Origin of the sequence: Rhodococcus sp. DMU1 (assembly GCF_012272955.1) — a bacterium.
GTDB classification, from domain to species: domain Bacteria; phylum Actinomycetota; class Actinomycetes; order Mycobacteriales; family Mycobacteriaceae; genus Rhodococcus; species Rhodococcus aetherivorans.
The window spans coordinates 293,165-313,229 of the sequence record NZ_CP050953.1 but is presented as its reverse complement, the minus strand read 5'-3'; the positions used below and the strand labels follow the sequence as shown (position 1 = coordinate 313,229).

At 64.2% G+C, this 20,065-nt stretch carries 15 protein-coding genes and 3 pseudogenes; 11 read left to right on the top strand and 7 right to left on the bottom strand.

All coding sequences use genetic code 11. From position 1 onward, the window contains the following. Positions 1–81 precede the first annotated feature (81 nt). The 3 genes from HFP48_RS29470 to HFP48_RS29460 all read left to right on the top strand — a co-directional run bounded on the left by HFP48_RS29470 (position 82) and on the right by HFP48_RS29460 (position 2,737). Positions 82–897, top strand: coding sequence for an SDR family NAD(P)-dependent oxidoreductase (locus HFP48_RS29470; RefSeq protein ID WP_168580878.1), 816 nt, complete (start codon positions 82–84; stop codon positions 895–897). Positions 898–1,059: 162 nt separating this feature from the next. Beyond that, positions 1,060–2,088, top strand: a complete 1,029-nt coding sequence (locus tag HFP48_RS29465; RefSeq protein WP_168580877.1) for a ferredoxin--NADP reductase — start codon at positions 1,060–1,062, stop codon at positions 2,086–2,088. Between the two features lie 37 nt (positions 2,089–2,125). After that, entirely contained in the window at positions 2,126–2,737 is a 612-nt protein-coding gene (locus tag HFP48_RS29460; protein ID WP_168580876.1) for a TetR/AcrR family transcriptional regulator, read from the top strand. A 156-nt stretch (positions 2,738–2,893) separates the two neighbouring features. Here the strand turns inward: HFP48_RS29460 and HFP48_RS29455 are convergent, their stop codons facing one another. Further along, positions 2,894–3,550, bottom strand: a complete 657-nt coding sequence (locus tag HFP48_RS29455) for a TetR family transcriptional regulator (protein WP_168580875.1) — start codon at positions 3,548–3,550, stop codon at positions 2,894–2,896. Positions 3,551–3,740: 190 nt separating this feature from the next. Between HFP48_RS29455 and HFP48_RS29450 the strand changes: the two genes are divergently transcribed. From HFP48_RS29450 to HFP48_RS29420, 7 genes are all read left to right on the top strand, one after another. Next, on the top strand, positions 3,741–4,769 hold the full coding sequence (locus HFP48_RS29450; protein ID WP_210432853.1) for a phosphotransferase family protein: 1,029 nt from the start codon (positions 3,741–3,743) through the stop codon (positions 4,767–4,769). A gap of 1 nt (position 4,770) precedes the next feature. Further along, positions 4,771–5,526, top strand: a complete 756-nt coding sequence (locus tag HFP48_RS29445; RefSeq protein WP_168580874.1) for a glucose 1-dehydrogenase — start codon at positions 4,771–4,773, stop codon at positions 5,524–5,526. A 17-nt stretch (positions 5,527–5,543) separates the two neighbouring features. Beyond that, entirely contained in the window at positions 5,544–6,860 is a 1,317-nt protein-coding gene (locus HFP48_RS29440) for an acyl-CoA dehydrogenase family protein (protein ID WP_168580873.1), read from the top strand. A gap of 160 nt (positions 6,861–7,020) precedes the next feature. After that, positions 7,021–8,568, top strand: coding sequence for an acyl-CoA synthetase (locus HFP48_RS29435; RefSeq protein ID WP_246872627.1), 1,548 nt, complete (start codon positions 7,021–7,023; stop codon positions 8,566–8,568). A gap of 44 nt (positions 8,569–8,612) precedes the next feature. Then, positions 8,613–9,413 (top strand): enoyl-CoA hydratase/isomerase family protein, encoded by an 801-nt coding sequence (locus tag HFP48_RS29430; RefSeq protein WP_168580872.1) that lies wholly within the window; start codon positions 8,613–8,615, stop codon positions 9,411–9,413. 69 nt (positions 9,414–9,482) lie between these two features. Beyond that, positions 9,483–11,123, top strand: coding sequence for an IS1182 family transposase (locus HFP48_RS29425; RefSeq protein WP_168580871.1), 1,641 nt, complete (start codon positions 9,483–9,485; stop codon positions 11,121–11,123). Between the two features lie 228 nt (positions 11,124–11,351). Beyond that, a complete protein-coding gene (locus tag HFP48_RS29420) occupies positions 11,352–13,004 on the top strand; it encodes a transposase (RefSeq protein ID WP_168580171.1) in 1,653 nt (550 codons plus the stop codon). A gap of 173 nt (positions 13,005–13,177) precedes the next feature. Here the strand turns inward: HFP48_RS29420 and HFP48_RS31880 are convergent. From HFP48_RS31880 to HFP48_RS29410, 3 genes and pseudogenes are all read right to left on the bottom strand, one after another. Further along, positions 13,178–13,544 (bottom strand): annotated as a pseudogene (locus tag HFP48_RS31880) (transposase); the annotation flags it as partial. A 32-nt stretch (positions 13,545–13,576) separates the two neighbouring features. Continuing rightward, positions 13,577–14,742 (bottom strand): IS3 family transposase gene (locus tag HFP48_RS29415; RefSeq protein ID WP_168580870.1). Its coding sequence is split into 2 segments (ribosomal slippage): positions 13,577–14,467 and positions 14,470–14,742, totalling 1,164 coding nucleotides; the frame shifts between segments, so codons are not numbered across the junction. A gap of 78 nt (positions 14,743–14,820) precedes the next feature. Then, positions 14,821–15,258, bottom strand: a pseudogene (locus HFP48_RS29410) (transposase); the annotation flags it as partial. Between the two features lie 144 nt (positions 15,259–15,402). Here HFP48_RS29410 and HFP48_RS31875 point away from each other — a divergent pair. Then, positions 15,403–15,683, top strand: a pseudogene (locus HFP48_RS31875) (IS630 family transposase); the annotation flags it as partial. 322 nt (positions 15,684–16,005) lie between these two features. Here the strand turns inward: HFP48_RS31875 and HFP48_RS29400 are convergent. The 3 genes from HFP48_RS29400 to HFP48_RS29390 all read right to left on the bottom strand — a co-directional run bounded on the left by HFP48_RS29400 (position 16,006) and on the right by HFP48_RS29390 (position 19,879). Beyond that, positions 16,006–16,836, bottom strand: a complete 831-nt coding sequence (locus tag HFP48_RS29400) for a transposase (RefSeq protein WP_246872626.1) — start codon at positions 16,834–16,836, stop codon at positions 16,006–16,008. Positions 16,837–17,837: 1,001 nt separating this feature from the next. Continuing rightward, positions 17,838–18,515: a hypothetical protein gene (locus tag HFP48_RS29395; RefSeq protein WP_168580868.1), complete on the bottom strand. Its 678-nt coding sequence runs from the start codon at positions 18,513–18,515 to the stop codon at positions 17,838–17,840. An 11-nt stretch (positions 18,516–18,526) separates the two neighbouring features. Next, positions 18,527–19,879 carry a phenylacetate--CoA ligase family protein gene (locus HFP48_RS29390; protein WP_246872625.1) on the bottom strand — a complete coding sequence of 451 codons (1,353 nt, stop codon included), beginning with the start codon at positions 19,877–19,879 and terminating at the stop codon, positions 18,527–18,529. Positions 19,880–20,065: the final 186 nt, after the last annotated feature.

The following is a 20,065-nucleotide window of genomic DNA, read 5'->3' as shown; positions in this document are numbered from 1 at the left end:
GCCAAAACATTCGGGCGTCGTCCCGGTAAGACATCGGTGCGAACCTGAGGCATCAACACCCCCACGAGAAGGGACGCATGTATGCGCCTGCGTACCGACGATGTTGTGGTCATCACCGGGGCGGCGAGCGGCATCGGACTCGCGCTCGCCCGCGCCTTCTGCGCCCGCGGCCTCGCTGCAGTGATGACGGACGTTCGGGCCGATCGACTTGCCGCGGCCGCGGACAGGGTCCGTAGCGAGGGCGGTACGGTCACACCCGTCGTCGCGGACGTATCGAAAGCCGACGAAGTCGAGCGACTGGCAGAACAGGCCGTCGCAGCGTACGGCAGGGTGGACGTGGTGTGTAACAACGCCGGCGTGTCTCCTCCTCCTGCCGCAGCGTGGACGATCGCAGAGGAAACGTGGCGCTGGTCGATCGACGTCAGTCTGCTCGGCGTCGTGCACGGCATCCACTCGTTCGTGCCGGCCATGATCGAACGTGGCCGCGGCCACGTTCTCAACACCGCTTCGGTCGGGGGGCTCGTCCCGGTCCCCGGGCTGGCGCCCTACTCTGCGATCAAGCACGCCGTCGTCGGACTGACCGAGACGCTGGCCGCGGAGCTCGCCGAGGTCGCCCCGGGAGTCGGGGTGAGCGTGCTCTGTCCAGGCGTCGTCGCAACCGAGCTGGCGCGGAGCAGCCGAGACACCGCGCCTGAAGGTCTGGACTTCACCACCTTCATTTCCGGAGATGTCGCACCCCCAACCCGTCGTTCGGACTCGGTTATGGATGCGGAGACGGTCGCTGCGATCACACTCGCGGGGATCGAGGCGGACACCCTGCGCATCGTCACACACCGCGACAGCGGCCCCCTCATCCGTCGCCGGCTCGTCTCGCTCGAGGCGGATTTGCCGGCCTGACGCTGTCGACGAGGCTGCCGGGTGGGCTCGGCTGGCAGCCCGCCAGCCCTCCGGTGCCACTTGGGTGACAGGGGCCCATTCACCCGTGTCATTTACTAGACCACTCTGGTACATTTCATGTTTTAGACCACACTGGTACATCGAATCCTCGAGGAGGTGGCTATGAGCGGGCCAACAAGGTCCCTGCGGTTACGGGTGGCAGATGTCGTACGCGAGACAGCGGACGCCGTATCGATCCTCTTCGAGGAGAACGGGCAGACGCTCGACTACCGGCCCGGCCAATTCCTGGTGCTGCGCGTGCCCAGCGAATCAACCGGATCGGTCGCCCGGTGCTATTCCCTAGCCAGCTCCCCTCACCGCGGCGAGCCGGCGCGCGTGATCGTCAAGCGCACCCCGGACGGCTACGCCTCGAACTGGTTGTGCGACAACCTGGTCAGTGGAGCAGAGCTCGAGGTTATGCCACCCTCGGGAGGGTTCACCCCGCGGTCGTTGGACGTGGACCTGCTGCTGTTCGCCGCCGGCAGCGGCATCACGCCGATCCTCTCGATCGCGAAGTCCGTGCTCACCAAGGGCACCGGTGCCATCGACCTCGTCTACGCGAACCGTGACGAGGCCTCGGTGATCGCCTCGGCCGAACTCCGTGCACTCGAAGCGGAGTTCCCTGACCGGTTTGTGGTCCACCACTGGCTGGAGTCCCTCCAGGGACTGCCACGCCCGCATGTCCTGGCACGGATCGTCGAATCGCTCCCGAAGCGGGAGGCGTTCACCTGCGGCCCCGGTCCCTTCATGGATGCGGTCCGCTCTGCGTGGACCGCGGCGGGACGTGAGCGTTCCACGCTACATCTGGAGATCTTCACCTCCCTCAGTGGGGACCCGTTCGCGGAACCCACCGACATCGTGGAGGTGACGGCGGAAGGCACGGTGCCGCTGGAGGTAAGTGTGGACGGGGAGTCTCACTCACTGGAGTGGCCGAAGGGTGTCACGCTGGTCGATTTCTTGCTCTCCCGCGGCATCGAGGTCCCGTACCTGTGCCGAGACGGCGAGTGCGGCACCTGCCTGGCCACCTGCACGTCCGGACAGGTGGCCATGAACGGCAACAACCTGCTCGAAGAGGAAGACATCGCAAACGGCGACGTGCTGGCCTGCCAATTGGTATGCGACGGAGACGAACTCGTCAAGGTTGTATTCTAACGCCTTGTTCGGAGGTGGAACTCGACTCGGAGGTGGAATGAGCGGCGGAGTGGGGCAGCAGGGAGTCCTCTCGCGCTCCCGGGCTGGGCGGCCCCGTGACTCCTCGGTGGAGCAGCGGGTGCTGCAGGCGGCCCGCGAAGAACTGACGGAGCGGGGTGTCGCCGGCTTCAGTATGCGCAGCGTGGCCAAACGGGCCGGGGTAGCGCGGTCGAGCCTGTTGCTGCGCTGGACGGAAGCAGAGACGTTGATCGTCGACGCGATCGACTCCATCGTTCTGCCGGAAGTTCCGGATCTGCCCGGCACTCTCCGGGAGGACCTCGTGGTACTGCTCGGCGTCGTCGCCGAGCAGATGGGAAGCGAGACGATGGACCTTCAAATGCGGGTGATGGCGGACGCCAGGGCGAACCCGGGCCTGCTTGCCCGATACCAAGAACGGCTCCTGCATCCCACCGCCCGTCGGTTCGACGAGGTCCTCCTGGCCGCGGTCGACCGCGGCGAGCTGCCGGCCGACGTCGATCGGGCGCTGATGGCAGACAGCCTGGTCGGGGTCGTGTACATCCGCACAATGGCCTCCGCGGAGCGTAAACCTCCCGGTCCCGAGGCCCGGAGGGCGCTGATCGATCGGATCCTGCGGACCGTTCAGCGCTGAGCCGACGCCCGCACGCGACCGCTCCACCCACAAGCGGCCATCGGTCTCGAGGGTGCGCTCACCGCCTTGCGCGGCGTGGTGTTCGTCGCCGCCGATATGTTCATGGCGGACCCGCATGTCGCAAGTGGGATTCGTGGCTTTTCGGGGTCGGGAATCTCAATCGGACAGGCCGAGTAGATCGATGGCGGCAGCCACCATCGTGCTGGGGTCGTCTTCGCCGCCGGAGCGCGCCCAGCTGTTCCACCCGGTTGCGGCTGCTGCAGACACGGCCGCGGCCAGCACGGCCGGCCGCAGGTCTTCGACAGCGATGTCCATCCGTCGGGCAAGCTCGGCAACTACTGAGGTGTCGGCGACCGTCTCGCCCAAGTCCTTCGCCCAGATGTCGGTCGTCGCCAGGAGTCGCTCGAGTGCATGGACCCGGGGTCGTTCGGCCTCGGGAACGTGCGAGCTCTCGACGTAGGCGCCGCGCAGCGCAACGAGTGGGGATTCGTCGCTCGGGCGCGCCTCGAACGACCGCAGGAGCCTCGCTGAAAGCGATCGCCGGTATCGGCGAAGTACAGCCTCCTTGGACGGGAAGTACCGGAAGAACGAGCGTTCCGACATACCCGCGGCGGCGGCCACCTCCTCGACGGACACGGCGTCGTAACCGCGGTCGAGGAACAGGCGCACGGCGACCCGGGCCAGGTCGTCCTGCATCCATTGTCGGCGGCGCGCGCGCAAGTCTTGTGTCATGGACCGATCGGTCTGCGAGCCGTCGACCGGATCGACGGCGGCGGACTGCAGATCGGACGTCAGGGCATCGCGCTGCTGCATCGTCCTCGTCACTTCCCTTCTCGGTTATTGGGCGGGGCGAATCGCCAGTCTGTCACTGATCACCGATAGGCAGAAAGGGTAAATCATTTGACTTATTGCCGTACACCGGCAATAGTGTCAGTCACCGTCAAACAATCTTTCTGGAGGTCTGGTGTCGGCTTCGAGTGGAACCACTGAGGACGCAGTTCCGGTGGACGATCCCCAGCTGGATCTGGCGGCGCTGTCCGCCTGGGCGGGCGACGCTCTCGGTGATGCGTCTGAGCCCATCACCGCGACACGCATCGGCGCGGCGACTGGCATCGCCAATGCGCTGTACGAGTTGCGCCGGGGAGACGATGTCTTCGTTCTGCGGCGACCGCCTGCGGTTCTCAACGACAAGAGCGCCGGCGACATGGTCCGGGAATGGCGCATCCTCGAGGCGCTGGAGGGCACCGCTGTGCCCCACCCGACCCCGCGGCTCCTCTGTGAGGATCCCACTGTCATCGGCGCTCCGTTCCTGGTCATGGACAGGGTCGACGGCTTTACCCCTGGTTACGAGTTGGCCGAGCCATTCCGCTCGGATCTCGGCTTGCGCCGGGGGCTCGCCGAGGCATACGTCGATGGGCTGGTCGAACTGGCCGCCGTCGACTGGCAGGAGCGAGGTCTGGAGGGGCTGGGCAAACCGGAGGGTTTCCTGGAGCGTCAGGTGTCGCGATGGCTTGCGCAGCTCGATCGGTACCGCACGCGAGACCTGCCTGAGCTGGACTTCGTGACCGACTGGCTGGAACGTAATCGGCCGACGATGAGTCCTGCAGCGATCCTTCACGGCGACTACAGCCCATTCAACGTGATGGTCGCTCCGGAGCCGCCGGCGCGTCTGGCGGCAATTATTGACTGGGACACGGGTACCATCGGCGACCCGTTGCTCGACATCGGTCACCTGCTGGCTCGCTGGACGAATCCCGGCGAGGAACCGGTTCTCACCCTGCAGGCCGGTGGGGTCGATCACTACCCGACCCGCGCCGAGCTGGCGGCCCGTTATGCCGAGCGTTCAGGCCGCGACCTGTCGGCCCTGCCATACTACGAGTCCCTGGCCCTGTTCAAGCTCGCGGTGATCCTCGAGGGCCGTGTCGCCCGTGCCATCGCGAACGGGGTTCCGGACAAGGACAACACTATGGCACCGCTGGTGGAGCGCCTCATGGTTGCTGCTGCGGAGTTCGCACGCGGAGAAAGGGTCTGACATGGGCGAGTTGACAGGACGGGTGGCGGTCGTCACCGGCGGTAGCCGAGGTATCGGCCGCGCCATCGTCGACGGATTCGCTGCGGCCGGCGCAGATGTCGTGATCGCCAGCCGGAAGCTCGACGCGTGTGCGATCGCGGCCGAGCAGGTCAGCGACAAGTACAGTGTCCGGGCGCTTCCGGTCGCTTACCAGGCCGCGGACTGGGAGGACTCCGACCGTCTCGCCGAGACGATTGACCGCGAGTTCGGCCGTTGCGACGTGCTTGTGAACAACGCGGGAATGACCCCTCGCTACGCGGACCTGCCCTCGATCGATGAGGCCTACTATGACAAGGTCGCCGGCGTGAACCTCAAGGGGCCGTTCCGATTGTCGGTCCTACTGGCCGAGCAGATGAAGGCCGGTGACGGTGGCTCGATCATCAATGTCAGCACCATCGGAACTCTGCGACCGGGCAAGGACGAGCTGGTCTACGCCTGCGCGAAGGCCGGACTGAACGCACTGACGGTTGGCCTCGCGGAGGCTTACGGACCTACGGTCCGCGTCAACGCACTGCTTCCGGGGCCGGTCGCCACGGACATTTCGTCCGGCTGGAGCGACGAGCTTCGCGCCCGTGCGGTCGACGGCATGCCTCTGGCCCGGATGGGCACGCCGGAGGACTTCGTGGGGCCTGCCCTTTGGCTGGCCACCCAGGCATCGGCCTTTGTCACTGGGACCCACATTCGGGTCGACGGCGGCCTCTACCGACAGAACCACTGACGAGGAGTAGCACGATTATGTGGGATTTCAGTACCGAACCCGAGTTCGAAGCACAGCTGGAGTGGATGCGCTCCTTCGTGGTCGAGGAAGTTGCCCCTCTTGATCTCTTGTGGCCGCACGACCACCACAAGGCCCCGGCGAAATGGCTCAAAGAGGTCATCGACCCCCTCAAGGACGAAGTCCGAAAGCGTGGACTCTGGGCCTGCCACCTGGGTCCCGAGCTGGGCGGCCAGGGCTTCGGCCAGGTGAAGCTCAGCCTGATGAACGAGATTCTCGCCCCCTATCAGTGGGGGCCGACGATCTTCGGTGTTCAGGGTCCGGATACCGGCAACGCCGAGGTAATCGCGCACTACGGGACCCCGGAGCAGAAGGAGCGGTACCTCCAACCGCTCTTGGATGGTGAGCTGTTCTCGGCGTTCTCGATGACGGAACCTCAGGGAGGCTCGGATCCGACCGGGTTCCGTTGCCGCGCAGAGCGTGACGGCGACGACTGGGTGATCAACGGGGAGAAGTTCTTCACGTCGAACTCCGAAGAAGCAGCCTTCCTCATGCTGCTTGCCGTGACCGACCCCGAAGCGTCGACCTACAAGCGCATGTCGATGTTCCTCGTTCCTCGGGACACCCCAGGGATCGAGACGGTCCGCCGTACCCAGTTCATGGGCGAGGCCGAAGCGGCGATGGACCACGCTCTGGTCCGCTACACGGATGTCCGCGTCCCCGCGGAGAACCTGCTCGGTGAACCCGGTCAGGGCTTCGAAATTGCACAGACCCGACTCTCGGGCGGTCGCATCCACCACGCCATGCGTGGTGTCGGCCAGGCGCGCTACGCGTTCGACATGGGCTGCGAGCGAGTGCTGAGCAGGATCAGCCGGGGATCCCGACTCGGGGACTTCCAGCTGGTTCAGCAGGCGATCATGGAGAGCTACGCCCAGATCGAGCAGTTCAGGCTGTTCGTCCTGCGGACCGCGTGGATGATCGACCAGGGCCACGGTTACAGCAAGGATGTCCGCCGTGACATCGCCGTCGCAAAGGTGCTGTCGGCTCGTGTCGTTCGTGACGTAGTCGAGCGTGCGATGCACCTGCACGGCGCACTCGGAGTCTCCAACGAGATGCCGTTCGGCGAGCTGTGGGCACTTGCAGCCGCGTACGGTATTTGGGACGGCCCCACGGAGGTTCACACCACCACCGCGGCCCGTCTGATTCTCCGCGGATACGAGCCCGCGCCCGGCGACTATCCGACCGAATGGTTGCCGGCACGGGTCGAAGCGGCCCAGGCAAAGCACGCCAAGGCATTGGCGGCGCAGGCTGCCGCTGAGGCCGAGACGCGCGCGTAGGTCTTCGTCGACTATGTGTCGGGCTATAGCGCAAGCGCTGGGGTGCCCGACACATGGGACGGATCCTGGACGAGGTCGAAAAACTCTGTCGATCGGTTACTGATCCGATTCATGCACAGGTTCTTACCGATCCGGGTCCGAACGATTGGAGGAGTGAACATTGGAGGATAGAGGAATCCTGACTCGATTCGACCGGCGCCGGGCCGCGATCATCGTCGAACCGGACGAGCACGTGGTGACATTCGGTGAGTTGGAATCGCGGTCGAATCAGATCGCGCACTACCTGCGCGAGGCGGGGCTGCGGCCGGGCGACTGTATCGGCATCATGTCCGAGAACTCGGCTGAGTATCTCGAGATCGCCTGGGGAGCACAGCGTGCGGGACTCTACTATGTCGGCATCAATACGCACCTGACCGCGCCGGAGGTCTCTTATCTTGTTGCGGACAGCGGTGTGCGTGTGTTCTTCGTGTCGGATCGGTTCGTCGACCTGTCCGAGGATGTACTGGGTAGCCTGGAACTGGCTTCGCTACGCAGAATCGTCATCGGCGACAGGCGCGAGGGATGGGAATGTTATGCAGACATCCTGACCGACTACCCGAGTTCGCCGATCGACGACGAGTGTGAGGGTGATTTCCTCCTGTACTCCTCGGGCACCACCGGGCGACCCAAGGGGATCAAACGTCCACTGCCTGGTGGACCCATGGGAACGTATCCCGATCTGCCCGGACGGTGGCTGCGCGAGACGCTCGGATTCCGACCCGGTGACGTCTACCTGTCTCCGGCACCTCTTTATCACGCTGCGCCGTTGGCATGGTCGATGTCGGCACATCGAAGCGGTGGAACCTCCGTGATTCTCCGCAAATTCGAGGCGGAACACTCCCTCCGAATCATGGAGAAACACCGGGTGACCCATGGGCAGTGGGTCCCCACGATGTTCGTCCGTATGCTCAAGCTCCCAGAAGAGGTACGGACGTCTTACGATCTGTCCAGCCTGCGTCATGCGATCCACGGGGCAGCGCCCTGTCCGATCGAAGTCAAACGCCGCATGATCGAGTGGCTCGGTCCGATACTGTACGAGTTCTACTCCAGTACAGAAGGTATGGGGTCTACGGCGATTACCTCGGAGGAGTGGCTGCGCAAGCCAGGCTCTGTAGGACGACCTGTCATGGGAACGCCGTACATCAAGGGCGACGAAGGCAACGTTCTTCCGGCAGGTGAAATCGGCACCATCTGGTTCACGGGTGGTGAGAGATTCGAGTACCACAAGGATCCGGCGAAGACCGCGGACAGTCGCGACTCGAGGGGCGGGGCCACAGTAGGCGACCTCGGGTATTTGGATGAGGACGGTTATCTCTTCCTCAGCGACCGGCGCCCTCATCTGATCATCTCGGGCGGTGTCAACATCTATCCGCAGGAGATCGAGAACGCACTCGTCATGCACCCGAGAGTGGCTGATATCGGCGTCGTGGGAGTGCCGGATCCGGAGATGGGCGAGCGACTCGTAGCAGTCGTTCAACCGGCCTCGATGGAGGATCTGTCGGGGCTCGAAGAAGAGTTGATCGTATATGCCCGGGAAAGGCTGGCCGGGTTCAAGGTGCCGGGTGAAGTGCGGATCGTCGAAGAGCTACCCCGGACACCGACCGGAAAACTGCGTAAGCATGAGTTGCGAGAACAGACGATCGCGTCCGTCGGTATGGGAGGAGTTTGATGTCACCGCGGATACTCGATCACCGAGACGGCATAGGTTTGGCAGTGTCCGAGCAGATCGCCACGATCACCCTGGACCGTGAGAAGCACAGAAACGCATGGACCGTCCCCATGGTGCGGGCGTTGAGCGATGCTCTCCGCTGGTGTGCGAATGCAGACGAAGTGCGGGTTGTAATCCTCACCGGATCAGGGAATTTCTTCTCGGTCGGAGCAGATTTGGCTGAGGGATTCGGCGCTTCCGCGGAAGAGAGCGGAGAGAAGAACGTCTTACACGACTTGGTGACACCGCGGCATATCGACAAGCCAGTGATAGCGGCAATCAACGGCGACGCAATTGGGATGGGTGTTACTCTCAGCCTCTTGTGCGATATCCGGATTGTTGCAACCGATGCGCGTATGGCGATTCCGATGACTCGACTCGGTGTCGTTCCAGAGTTGGGATCTCACTGGACACTTCCCCGCCTCGCTGGACTGACCGTAGCTTCGGAACTAATTCTGACGGGTAGAAGATTCTCAGGTGTTGAGGCTGAACGTTGGGGAATCTGTACTCGGGCGGTACCGCGGGAGGAAGTTGAGAAGGAGGCACTCGCGATGGCCAGGGAGATTGTGTCTCGGACTGCTCCCCGGGCTGTCGGGTTTGCCAAGCGCCTCCTGCTCGACAGTCTCGAGGACAGGTTCGCGTCGTCGATGGCGTACGAATCGGACTTGTTCATCGCTTTGGCCCGCGAGTCGGACGCTTTCGAGGGCGTAAGTGCGTTCCTGGAGAAGCGTCCGCCGCGGTGGTCCGGGAGTCTCGAGGATCCGATCGCAGTGCCGTACGAGGACCGTGCCATCTCGGATGAATGATGCTAGATGGCTGGTGTTTTTCGCGTGGCGTTGCCGCGCTGATCGAGGCGGCTCGAGCAGAATGAAGGGGTGAGTCTGGGTAGGGTGTCCGGTCAGTCGAGTCTGCTCCGATCGACGGTGGAGTATTGCCAGGACCGGGTGGGGGCGGACTCGATTTACGGTGTACTGCACCGGGAATGCTTCCGGTTGTTCCCGGATGAGATGTTCGCCGACCTGTTCACCGATGTCGGGCGTCGTAGCGTGCCGCCGATGATCGTGGCGGTGGTGATGGTGTTGCAACGACTCGAGGGCCTGTCCGAGCGTGAGGCGGTCGATCGGTTCGCGTTCGATGCTCGGTGGAAGTACGCCGCAGGTGGATTGGACTTCGACTATCCGGGATTCGTGCACACGGTGCTGGTGGACATGCGAGCCCGACTGGCCCGTTCGACTCGGCCGAACAGGGTCTTCGAGGCGGTGCTCGAGGTGGCCCACCAGGCCGGGGTGATCGGCCGCAAGCGGGTGCTGGACTCGACGCCGCTGTACGACGCGGTCGCCACGATGGACACGATCACGCTGGTCCGTTCGGCGATTCGAGGGCTGCTCGCAGCCGTCGATGCAAACCGGGCGCAGCAGCTGCGAGCGGTACTCACCAGCGGTGACGACTACGCCAGTGCCGCCAAACCGTCCATCGACTGGGACGACGAGGCAGCCCGCGCACAGTTGATCGATACCCGGGCCCGCGACGGTCTGACCATGTTGGCGTGTCTCGACGGCCGCGAACTCGACGACCCGGTCGAGCGGGCCTCGACGCTGCTGGGCACCGTGCTGGGTCAGGACCTCGCTACCGACGACGATGGGGTGTTCCGAATCGTGCGCAAGGTCGCCGCCGACCGGGTCATCTCCACCGTCGATCCGCAGTCCCGCCACGGTCACAAGACCCGGGCCCGCGGTTTCGACGGCTACAAGGGTCACATCGCCATCGATCCCGACAGTGAAATCATCACCGCGACCGAGGTCACACCGGGCAACGGCGGCGACGCGGAGTTCGCAGCGGGCCTGCTTGCCGACATCCTGCCTTCCGAAGCCGAAGCCGAAGCCGAAGCCGAAGCCGAAGCCGAAGCCGAAGCCGAAGCCGAAGCCGAAGCCGAAGCCGAAGCCGAGACGCGTGTCTTCGGTGACGCGGCATACGGTGCCGGAGAGTTGTTGAAATGTTTGGACGACAATGGGATTCACAACGGAGTGAAGGTGCAGCCGTCACCTGCGGTGAAGGGCCATTTCTCCAAGGACCGGTTCGGAATCGACCTCGACGCGATGTCGGTGACCTGCCCGGCCGGGGAGACCGTGCCGATCCGGCCCCGGGCCGGCACCCGCGTGGCCGGGGCGGCCTCGTTCGGTGCCGCCTGCATCCGGTGCCCGTTGCGAGCGCAGTGCACCTCGGCCTCCGACGGCCGCACCATCACAGTCGGCCCACACGAGAAGCACTTGGCCACAGCACGTATCCGGCAACAGGATCCGCTCTGGAAAACCGAGTACCGGGCCACCCGACCCAAAGTCGAACGCAAGATCGGTCATCTCATGCGTCGCCGCCACGGCGGTCGTCGAGTACGTGTCCGGGGCACCACGAAGATCGCCGCTGACTTCGGTCTGCTCGCTGCAGCGGTCAACCTCGCTCGTCTGGCCACCTTCGGAATCACCCACCGGGCAGGACAGTGGACCGTGGCCATCGCCTGATCCGGACGACGGGCCGGTTCTGCTCCTCGTTGCGGTCATGACGCACACCCGTGGACGAGTGCTGACGCCGTCACCCGGGCATCACACCGACCATCGGCGGTCATCCTGCCCGGCGAAGGTGAGCGATCAGGCGCCTCGAGGCGCCGTTCGACACCAGCCATCTAGATGGCTGGTGTTTTTCGCGTGGCGTTGCCGCGCTGATCGAGGCGGCTCGAGCAGAATGAAGGGGTGAGTCTGGGTAGGGTGTCCGGTCAGTCGAGTCTGCTCCGCTCGACGGTGGAGTATTGCCAGGACCGGGTGGGAAAGGACTCGATTTACGGTGTACTGCACCGGGAATGCTTCCGGTTGTTCCCGGATGAGATGTTCGCCGACCTGTTCACCGATGTCGGGCGTCGTAGCGTGCCGCCGATGATCGTGGCGGTGGTGATGGTGTTGCAACGACTCGAGGGCCTGTCCGATCGTGAGGCGGTCGATCGGTTCGCGTTCGATGCTCGGTGGAAGTACGCCGCAGGTGGATTGGACTTCGACTATCCAGGATTCGTGCACACGGTGCTGGTGGACATGCGGGCCAGGTTGGCCCGTTCGACTCGGCCGAACAGGGTCTTCGAGGCGGTGCTCGAGGTGGCCCACCAGGCCGGGGTGATCGGCCGCAAGCGGGTGCTGGACTCGACTCCGCTGTACGACGCGGTCGCCACGATGGACACGATCACGCTGGTCCGTTCGGCGATTCGAGGGCTGCTCGCGGCCGTCGATGCAAACCTGGCGCAGCAGCTGCGAGCGGTACTCACCAGCGGTGACGACTACGCCAGTGCCGCCAAACCGTCCATCGACTGGGACGACGAGGCAGCCCGCGCACAGTTGATCGACTCCCGGGCCTGCGACGGTCTGGCCGTGTTGGCGTATCTCGACGGCCGCGAACTCGACGACTCGGTCGAGCGGGCCTCGACGCTGCTGGCCACCGTGCTGGGTCAGGACCTCGCTGCCGACGACGACGGGGTGTTCCGAATCGTGCGCAGGGTCGCCGCCGACCGGGTCATCTCCACCGTCGATCCGCAGTCTCGCCACGGCCACAAGACCCGGGCCCGCGGTTTCGACGGTTACAAGGGTCACATCGCCATCGATCCCGACAGTGAAATCATCACCGCGACCGAGGTCACACCGGGCAACGGCGGCGACGCGGAGTTCGCGGCGGGCCTGCTTGCCGACATCCTGCCTTCCGAAGCCGAAGCCGAAGCCGAAGCCGAAGCCGAAGCCGAAGCCGAAGCCGAAGCCGAAGCCGAAGCCGAAGCCGAAGCCGAAGCCGAAGCCGAGACGCGTGTCTTCGGTGACGCGGCATACGGTGCCGGAGAGTTGTTGAAATGTTTGGACGACAATGGGATTCACAACGGAGTGAAGGTGCAGCCGTCACCTGCGGTGAAGGGCCATTTCTCCAAGGACCGGTTCGGAATCGACCTCGACGCGATGTCGGTGACCTGCCCGGCCGGGGAGACCGTGCCGATCCGGCCCCGGGCCGGCACCCGCGTGGCCGGGGCGGCCTCGTTCGGTGCCGCCTGCATCCGGTGCCCGTTGCGAGCGCAGTGCACCTCGGCCTCCGACGGCCGCACCATCACAGTCGGCCCACACGAGAAGCACTTGGCCACAGCACGTATCCGGCAACAGGATCCGCTCTGGAAAACCGAGTACCGGGCCACCCGACCCAAAGTCGAACGCAAGATCGGTCATCTCATGCGTCGCCGCCACGGCGGTCGTCGAGTACGTGTCCGGGGCACCACGAAGATCGCCGCTGACTTCGGTCTGCTCGCTGCAGCGGTCAACCTCGCTCGTCTGGCCACCTTCGGAATCACCCACCGGGCAGGACAGTGGACCGTGGCCATCGCCTGATCCGGACGACGGGCCGGTTCTGCTCCTCGTTGCGGTCATGACGCACACCCGTGGACGAGTGCTGACGCCGTCACCCGGGCATCACACCGACCATCGGCGGTCATCCTGCCCGGCGAAGGTGAGCGATCCGGCGCCTCGAGGCGCCGTTCGACACCAGCCATCTAGGGCGTGTTTCACAAGCGGTCGGGCCGGAGCCACTGATTGACAGCGGTGATTCGGACGGTGGCGGTATAGCGGACCGCAAGCTTGTCGTACTGATTGCCACCGCGCGGTTCTGCTCGAGCTTGTTGATACCGCCTTCGACAGCATGACGCTGCTTGTAGTGCTCGGTGTCGAACTCTGGCGGACGTCCACCGAGCGACCCGTTCCGCTGCCGGTGGGCAGCCTGATCGTCCTCGACCGGAATGGTCGCACGCTACCGCGTTTGCGCAGGTAGGCGCGGTTTCCGGTGCTGCAGTATGCTCTGTCGGACAGCACACGATCCGGCCGGGTACGCAGCCGACCGCGGCTGGTCCGCGGCACACCGATCCCGTCGAGAACGGGACTGATGCACGATCCGGTGACAGTTTCGGTCACGCGGCCTGTGCGGCCGGTGTGGTCATGATTGTCTCGAACTCAACAGGCGTCAATCTGCCGAGTCTGAGCTGCCGTCGCCGGCGGTGATAGGTCCGCTCAATCCAGGTGACGATGGCGATGCGTAGCTGCTCACGTGTGGTCCAGCGTTGCCGGTCAAGAACGTTGCGTTGTAGGAGCGCGAAGAACGATTCCATCGCGGCGTTGTCGCCGGCCGCACCGACACGTCCCATCGATCCGACCAAGCCGTGACGGTCCAGAGCGCGGACGAATTTCCGGCTGCGAAATTGCGATCCGCGATCGGAATGAACCACGCATCCGGCGACAGAGCCCCGCCGGGCGACCGCGGATTCGAGGGCGGCCACGGCGAGCCGGGACTTCATCCGATCACTGATCGAGTAACCCACGATCCGGTTCGAATAGGCGTCCTTTACCGCACAGAGGTAGAGCTTGCCTTCATCGGTTCTGTGCTCGGTGATATCGGTGAGCCACAAGCGATTCGGCTCGTTCGAGGCGAAGACGCGGCCGACGAGATCGTCGTGCACCGGTGGCCCGGAACAACCCTTCTTCGAGCCACGTTTCTTGCCGAACGCACTCCACCACCGATTCTCGGAGCAGATCCGCCAGGCCGTCCGGTCCGACATCGACTCACCCGCATCGCGGGCCTCGTCGGCGAGGAACCGGTAGCCGAATTCCGGGTCTTCGCGGTGGGCGTCGAACAGGGCGTTCGCCCGATAGGCCTCCTCGAGTTCGGCATCGGTGACAGGACGGACGAGCCACCGGTAGTACGGTTGGCGGGCGATCCCCAGGACCCGGCACGTCGCCGCGACGGGGATCCCGCCGGCGGCCAGCTCGCGGACGAGCGGGTAGATCATTTTCCCGGAAGATTCGCCTGCGACAGATAGGCTGCGGCCCGCCGAAGCACCTCGTTCTCCTGCTCGAGCAAACGGATCCGTTTTCTCAGCTCGCGGTTCTCTCTGGACTCCTCGTTCGTCGTCCCTGGCTTGATGCCCTCTTCGACGTCAGCCTTCCTGAGCCAGTTCGTCAAGCAGGATTCGCTGATGCCGAAGTCCGCGGCGATCTGCCGCAGGTGCTGACCTGGTTCGCGACCTCGGGCCACCCGGACGACATCGTCGCGGAACTCTTTCGGATAAGGCTTGGGCACGGGGTCCATCCTTCCAGCAGTGCCTCACGGCACCACAGTTCAGATGTCACCTGTTCCTACAGCAGTCCCAACCGCGGTGAACCGTGGACTGTCCCCACGCTGACCGGCGGTGACGACGATCGACAACGGTTTGCGGCCCTGCTCGCTGCTGATCGCCGTCCCCGCGGACCCTGGCCGCATGTTGATGTGCCCGCGATGGCCGAGTCGACGCCGACGTCCGACACGATGGCGCCGGCAGCGTCGGCGAGTGCCTGCAATGCCGTCAGGATCTGTGCCCACAGTCCAACGCGTTGCCAGCGCCGGAACATCCCGTACACCGTCTGCCACGGTCCGTACCGGGACGGGACGTCCCACCAGGAGGTACCCGTGCGGGCCCGCCACCGGATGCCGTCGATGAACTGGCGTTTCGTCCATTTCGACCGGCGGCCTGTCTTCTTCCCCGGGCAGCCGCGGAGCCGACCGCGCCCACTGCGCGTCGGTCAGGTCTGCCCGGCCCGGCACCGCTAGGCTGGGCATGAGGTCTCGTACTCAGGGTTTTGCTTGATTGCTGAACCCAGATACCGGAGACCTCGCTCATTCACCCGTGAACCTTTGCCCAGTTGTGGCCCACACGCCATCCGGTTGCGGCGTGTCGGCCACCGCATCGACCAGCCTCGTCGAGTGGCAGAACGACTACGAGTGCAAGAATTCGACGATCAAGGCCGACGCCTGGTGCGGATCACCCGAAGCGGAATCGGGTCGGTGGTGACCCAGCGGCGGGCGCAGATGGTTCTTCTCTCCGCGCAGCGCATGCCGGTGCCGAAGATCGCCGAGGTCAGTTTCTCCAGTGCCGAACGCGTCCGGGATGTGACCCACAACTTCAATACCGACGGTTCGACTCGCTCTACCCGAAGAACGCCGGTGGCCGGCCGAAGACGTTTCCCCTCCCGGAACGGCGGCAGAAGGGGCGCGGGCCTTTCTCAGTCATCGAAACGCCAACGGGATCGGTCGACACCCGACCTACCACTGCAAAGAGCCAGCAAACGAGTCGCGACGCAACCAGTGGACAGGTTGTGTGAGTCGAGGAACCACTAATCGAGCCGAGCGGGAAGATGGAAGGCACACGTGCACATCACCTCATCTATGTAGCAGCCGGCACAAGAACCGACGATCTGCTCGTGTGCGTCTCGAACCACATCCGAACATGCACCTTGTTCATGCTCGAACGATTCGTCGCTGCCGAGTTGAGGAGCAGACACGATCTCCGGCCCGAGTTGCACCAGATTAGTGTGCCAACCTCGACCGGGGATTCGCGATGCCGAGGGAGTCGAGGATGTGTACGGCGTCGTCGGTGAGCGGATCGAAGGCGGTGTGCTCGTGGCCGGCGATGGTGACGGTGACTTCCTGCAGAGGTCGTAGGGTCCGCACGATCTTCCTGATCGATATCCCGGTCGCATCCTGCAGATACCGTGAGATCGCCAATGCGGTGAACACGATGGTCAGGTGCGCCTCGATCGACTCCCGGGTGTGGCTGAAAATCGGGCGGGCCCGCAGATCCGTCTTCGACATCCGAAACGACTGCTCGACGTGCCACAGATCGTGGTACTTCTTCATCACTTCCCGCGGATTCATCAGCGAGACAGGCAGGTTGGTGACGTAGCCCTTCAGCCCGATGAGTGACCGCGCCCGGCCAGAGCGTCGGTGTCGAGGGATTTGCCCTTCGTGGTGGTCTTGACGAACCGCGGTGTGCGGGTGGTGCGGGTGCCGTCGATGACCTCCCGGGCCCGGGTTTCCTGCGCGTTCAGGGTCTGGTTGTCCCGCACGGCACGCGTGGCCGAGTACGCCCAGATCGCCCGTCACGCCGACGTGTCGGTCGGCTCCCACACCGGCTCGCCGCGGCGACCGATGTCGTTGACCGTGCTCTTGGCGTGCCGTGGGGTCACGGCGAAAGATGATCTGTCCGTCGGTGAACACGTCTCCGTTCCAGTGAAAATGGCTGGCCAGATCCGCCGGCGCCTTCGTCACCCTCGAGCCGACGATGAACTTCAGTCCGGCCGCATCGAGATCCTTCAGGTTCGTCGCCGACAGCATCCCGGCGTCGGCGGCGATGACCATCTCCACACCCTCGATACTGTGGCGGGCCTGGAACTGCCGCACGATGGGCACGATGGTGCGGGTCTGAAGCGTGGTTTCCTTCGAAACACCCGATCTCCAACGGAAATCCGGTTCGATCGACGAGCAGCCCGACGACGATCTGTGGATCGACCCGGCGCTCCTTGGAGTACCCGACCTTGCGCAGGTCGTCTTCCTTGTCGGCTTCGAAGTACAAGGTGGTCACGTCGTAGAGCAGCAGGTTCAGGTCCCCTGCGGTGGCGGCATGGGCGAAGCAGCGTTGCGCGATGTCGTCGCGGTAGCCGTCGGCGGTGCATCGCTGCAGGGTCCGCACGAAGGTGTTGCGGTGCGCCGGGGCGATCCCGATCTCGCGCAGCACTCTGCCCGCGTCCGCCACCGACGTCGGCTCGACGAGCCGGGCCACGACCAGCTGGAAGAACGCTTCGTTGTCGACCACGTCGAAGCCGAGGTGTCGCCACGCAGCAGCGATGGACTCGATCAGCCAGCGGGATCGTTTCCCGGTGATCGTCGGTGCACCGCTGGTGGCGCCGAGGCCGAGGTCGAGCTCTTGCTGGCCGGCGAGCAGCTTTGTTCGAGCGATCTCGAGCAGGGCGGCGAGTTCACTGTCGGTGTGGGCGGACCCGAGGTGCTCGAGGACCTTGTCCCGGCGGCCTTGCTTGGCCGCGATCTGCACCGCGGTTGCTCCCGAGGCGGTGCGGACTTTGCGGATGTAGGCGGCCACAGGGCGGAGTCTATCGAGCCGTTAGTGTGCCATTTTCCGAACACGCACCGCCTCTACCAGCGCAGATACGCGGGACCACCCCGAGAACCGGTTCACCTGGTGCAACTCAGGCGCTGCCGAGTTGAGGAGCAGACACGATCTCCGGGGAAGAAACAGACACGCGACGCGTCTTCGGTTGGCTGCCTGTGTCGAATCCACCGCGCCGACGGGTCGGATACCCGAAGGCGCACCGCTGCACCCACTCAGGGTTCCGGAGCCGGAGTCAGGAGAGCCGAACCAGGGTTCCGCCGCCCTCGGTCGCGGTGACCGTAGCGCGGACCCCTGTCGGAACCTCCACTAGCCTGGCCCTCCGCTGCGTCTTGGCGGAGACGACCAGATCTCCGTCCTGGGAGCGAAACTCCCACTCATTCCCGTTGACCTGCATGCCGTCGTCGTCGGGCAACCCGATCCCGACGGCAGGACCCAACAGTGCGAACGGCAAAGACTGCACTCCCGCGGCCGACAGCTGCCGACGGGCCTCGGGCCTGGCCCAAATCAGCCGGGTGTCGGAGAAGACCTCCTGAAGATCGGGCCTACTGTCCGCAATCGCATTCAGGGTCTCTGGCCACAGTCCGAACACGACCGTGACGGGAAGCCTGTCGAGCATCGCAAGAAATCGGCGGGAGTCCCAACTATGCTGCTCCGCTGGAACGTACGTCGCGCCGATCTCGCGAAATGCGCGGATGAACGGGCTGGTCCATGGAAGTTCGTGGTTGGGCGTCGTGCACAGGATGTAGTCATCCGAGGCAACGCCCGCGCGCCTCAGAATATGCAGTGCCCACTGGAAGTCTCGTTCAGCATCATCCCAGCCCACCTCGTACTCGTATGGCTCACCGCCGAAATCAGTAACGACAATGCCGTAAATGGGGGCTGCGGGGACTTTGCGGATCGCCTCAACCATGGAACGCCGACTCACTGCTTCACCACTCTCGGGAACTTGGCCACACTTGAACTGAACTTGAGAATCTCGTCGACTGTCATCAGAGTGACGTCCACGCCAACCCGGAGCCTCTGCTCGAGGAGGGATGAAACCCGCTCACCCAGGTCGTCGATGTCGCTGGTTCGCTCCGGCGCATAGCCGACGCGCAGCTTGAGCCGGTCCATCTTCGACGCATACTGCACGATCTGGAACATTCCGTCGCTGGTTTCGTTCAGGGTCTCGATGGCTGCCCAGATGTCGCTGACGACGACGGCTCGTCCGTCGATCATCGTCTGGTCGCCCATTCGTCCGATTACCCACATCCGAGCCTGGTGGCGGCCGAGCGACGATTTCTTCTTGGTTCTGCGGACGAGATCACCTGACCGAAACCTGATGTACGGCGCGACTCGATTGTCGAAGTCAGTGGTCACCAGTTCACCAACTTCGTCGTCCCCGACCTCCAGGTGAGTGACCGGGTCGATCACCTCAGGAAGAATCGTGTCCTCCCAGAGATAGAACCCATCCTGATCTGTGCCTTCCCACGCCAAACCGCAGTCGCCGGCGCTCGTGAACGTGGCGATCTCCACACCCCAGTCCTCGGTGATCTTCCGCCGGAGTACTGCGCCGAGCGGCTGACCGGAGAAAGACACGTACTTGAGCGACGAGAGCATCTCCCGCAGGTTGTAGCGATCCTCGAGAGCTTCGAACTCGAGAATGAGAGGCATCGGCAGGAGCATGTACGCCACGTTGTGGCGCTTGATCACGTTCAGGACCCGCTCACCGTGCCCGATCCACGTATCCACAAAGATCGGAACCAGACCCATGGCGTTGTAGAGCGTGTCCCAGTAGTTCTTGAACGTCCCCGCCGGGACGATAATGCGATCGCCGGGTCGCAAACCCCACTCCCACTGGTCACGAAGGCACGCAGTCGGGATCGGTGGAATCTCATCCCAGATCTCGGCCACCGGCTCGGGTTCACCGGTGGTCCCCGAAGTTGTGATGACAGAAGTAAGTTCGGACGGATCGACGCACAGGAGTCCACCGAACGGATCGCCAGTTCGTGCGCGAAACGCGCGAATGTCGTCCTTCGTCATCAGAGGCACCTTCTCGACGAAGTCGCGAACGGATTTGATGTCGTCCGGCGTGATGCCACTAGCGCCCCAGAACTCGCGGTAGAAGGCTGAACGATCCCAGGCATACTGGACCAACTCCAGGATCTTTTGTTCCTGGTTCGATTCAATCTCAGCACGCGAAGCCAGCTCTACCGCTGGCTCCAGCAGTGCGCCGCTGTCATGCCGCCGAGCACTCACCCTGCCTTCGGCGAGTGGGCTACGTTGTGCTGTCAAGATCAACTCCGTCCGTGGGTGCTTAGAGGTCGCGCGCTTCGTCCAACCGCACGCGGAGCGGCAAACCTACACATAGCGTAATGTGACGCAAGCAACGATTCAATAAGCTTAAGTATCTATCGGATAACGGCCTCGGGCGGACCTTCGGAATGCGATTCGGCTGGAAGGCGGCCTCAGGTCTCGCGG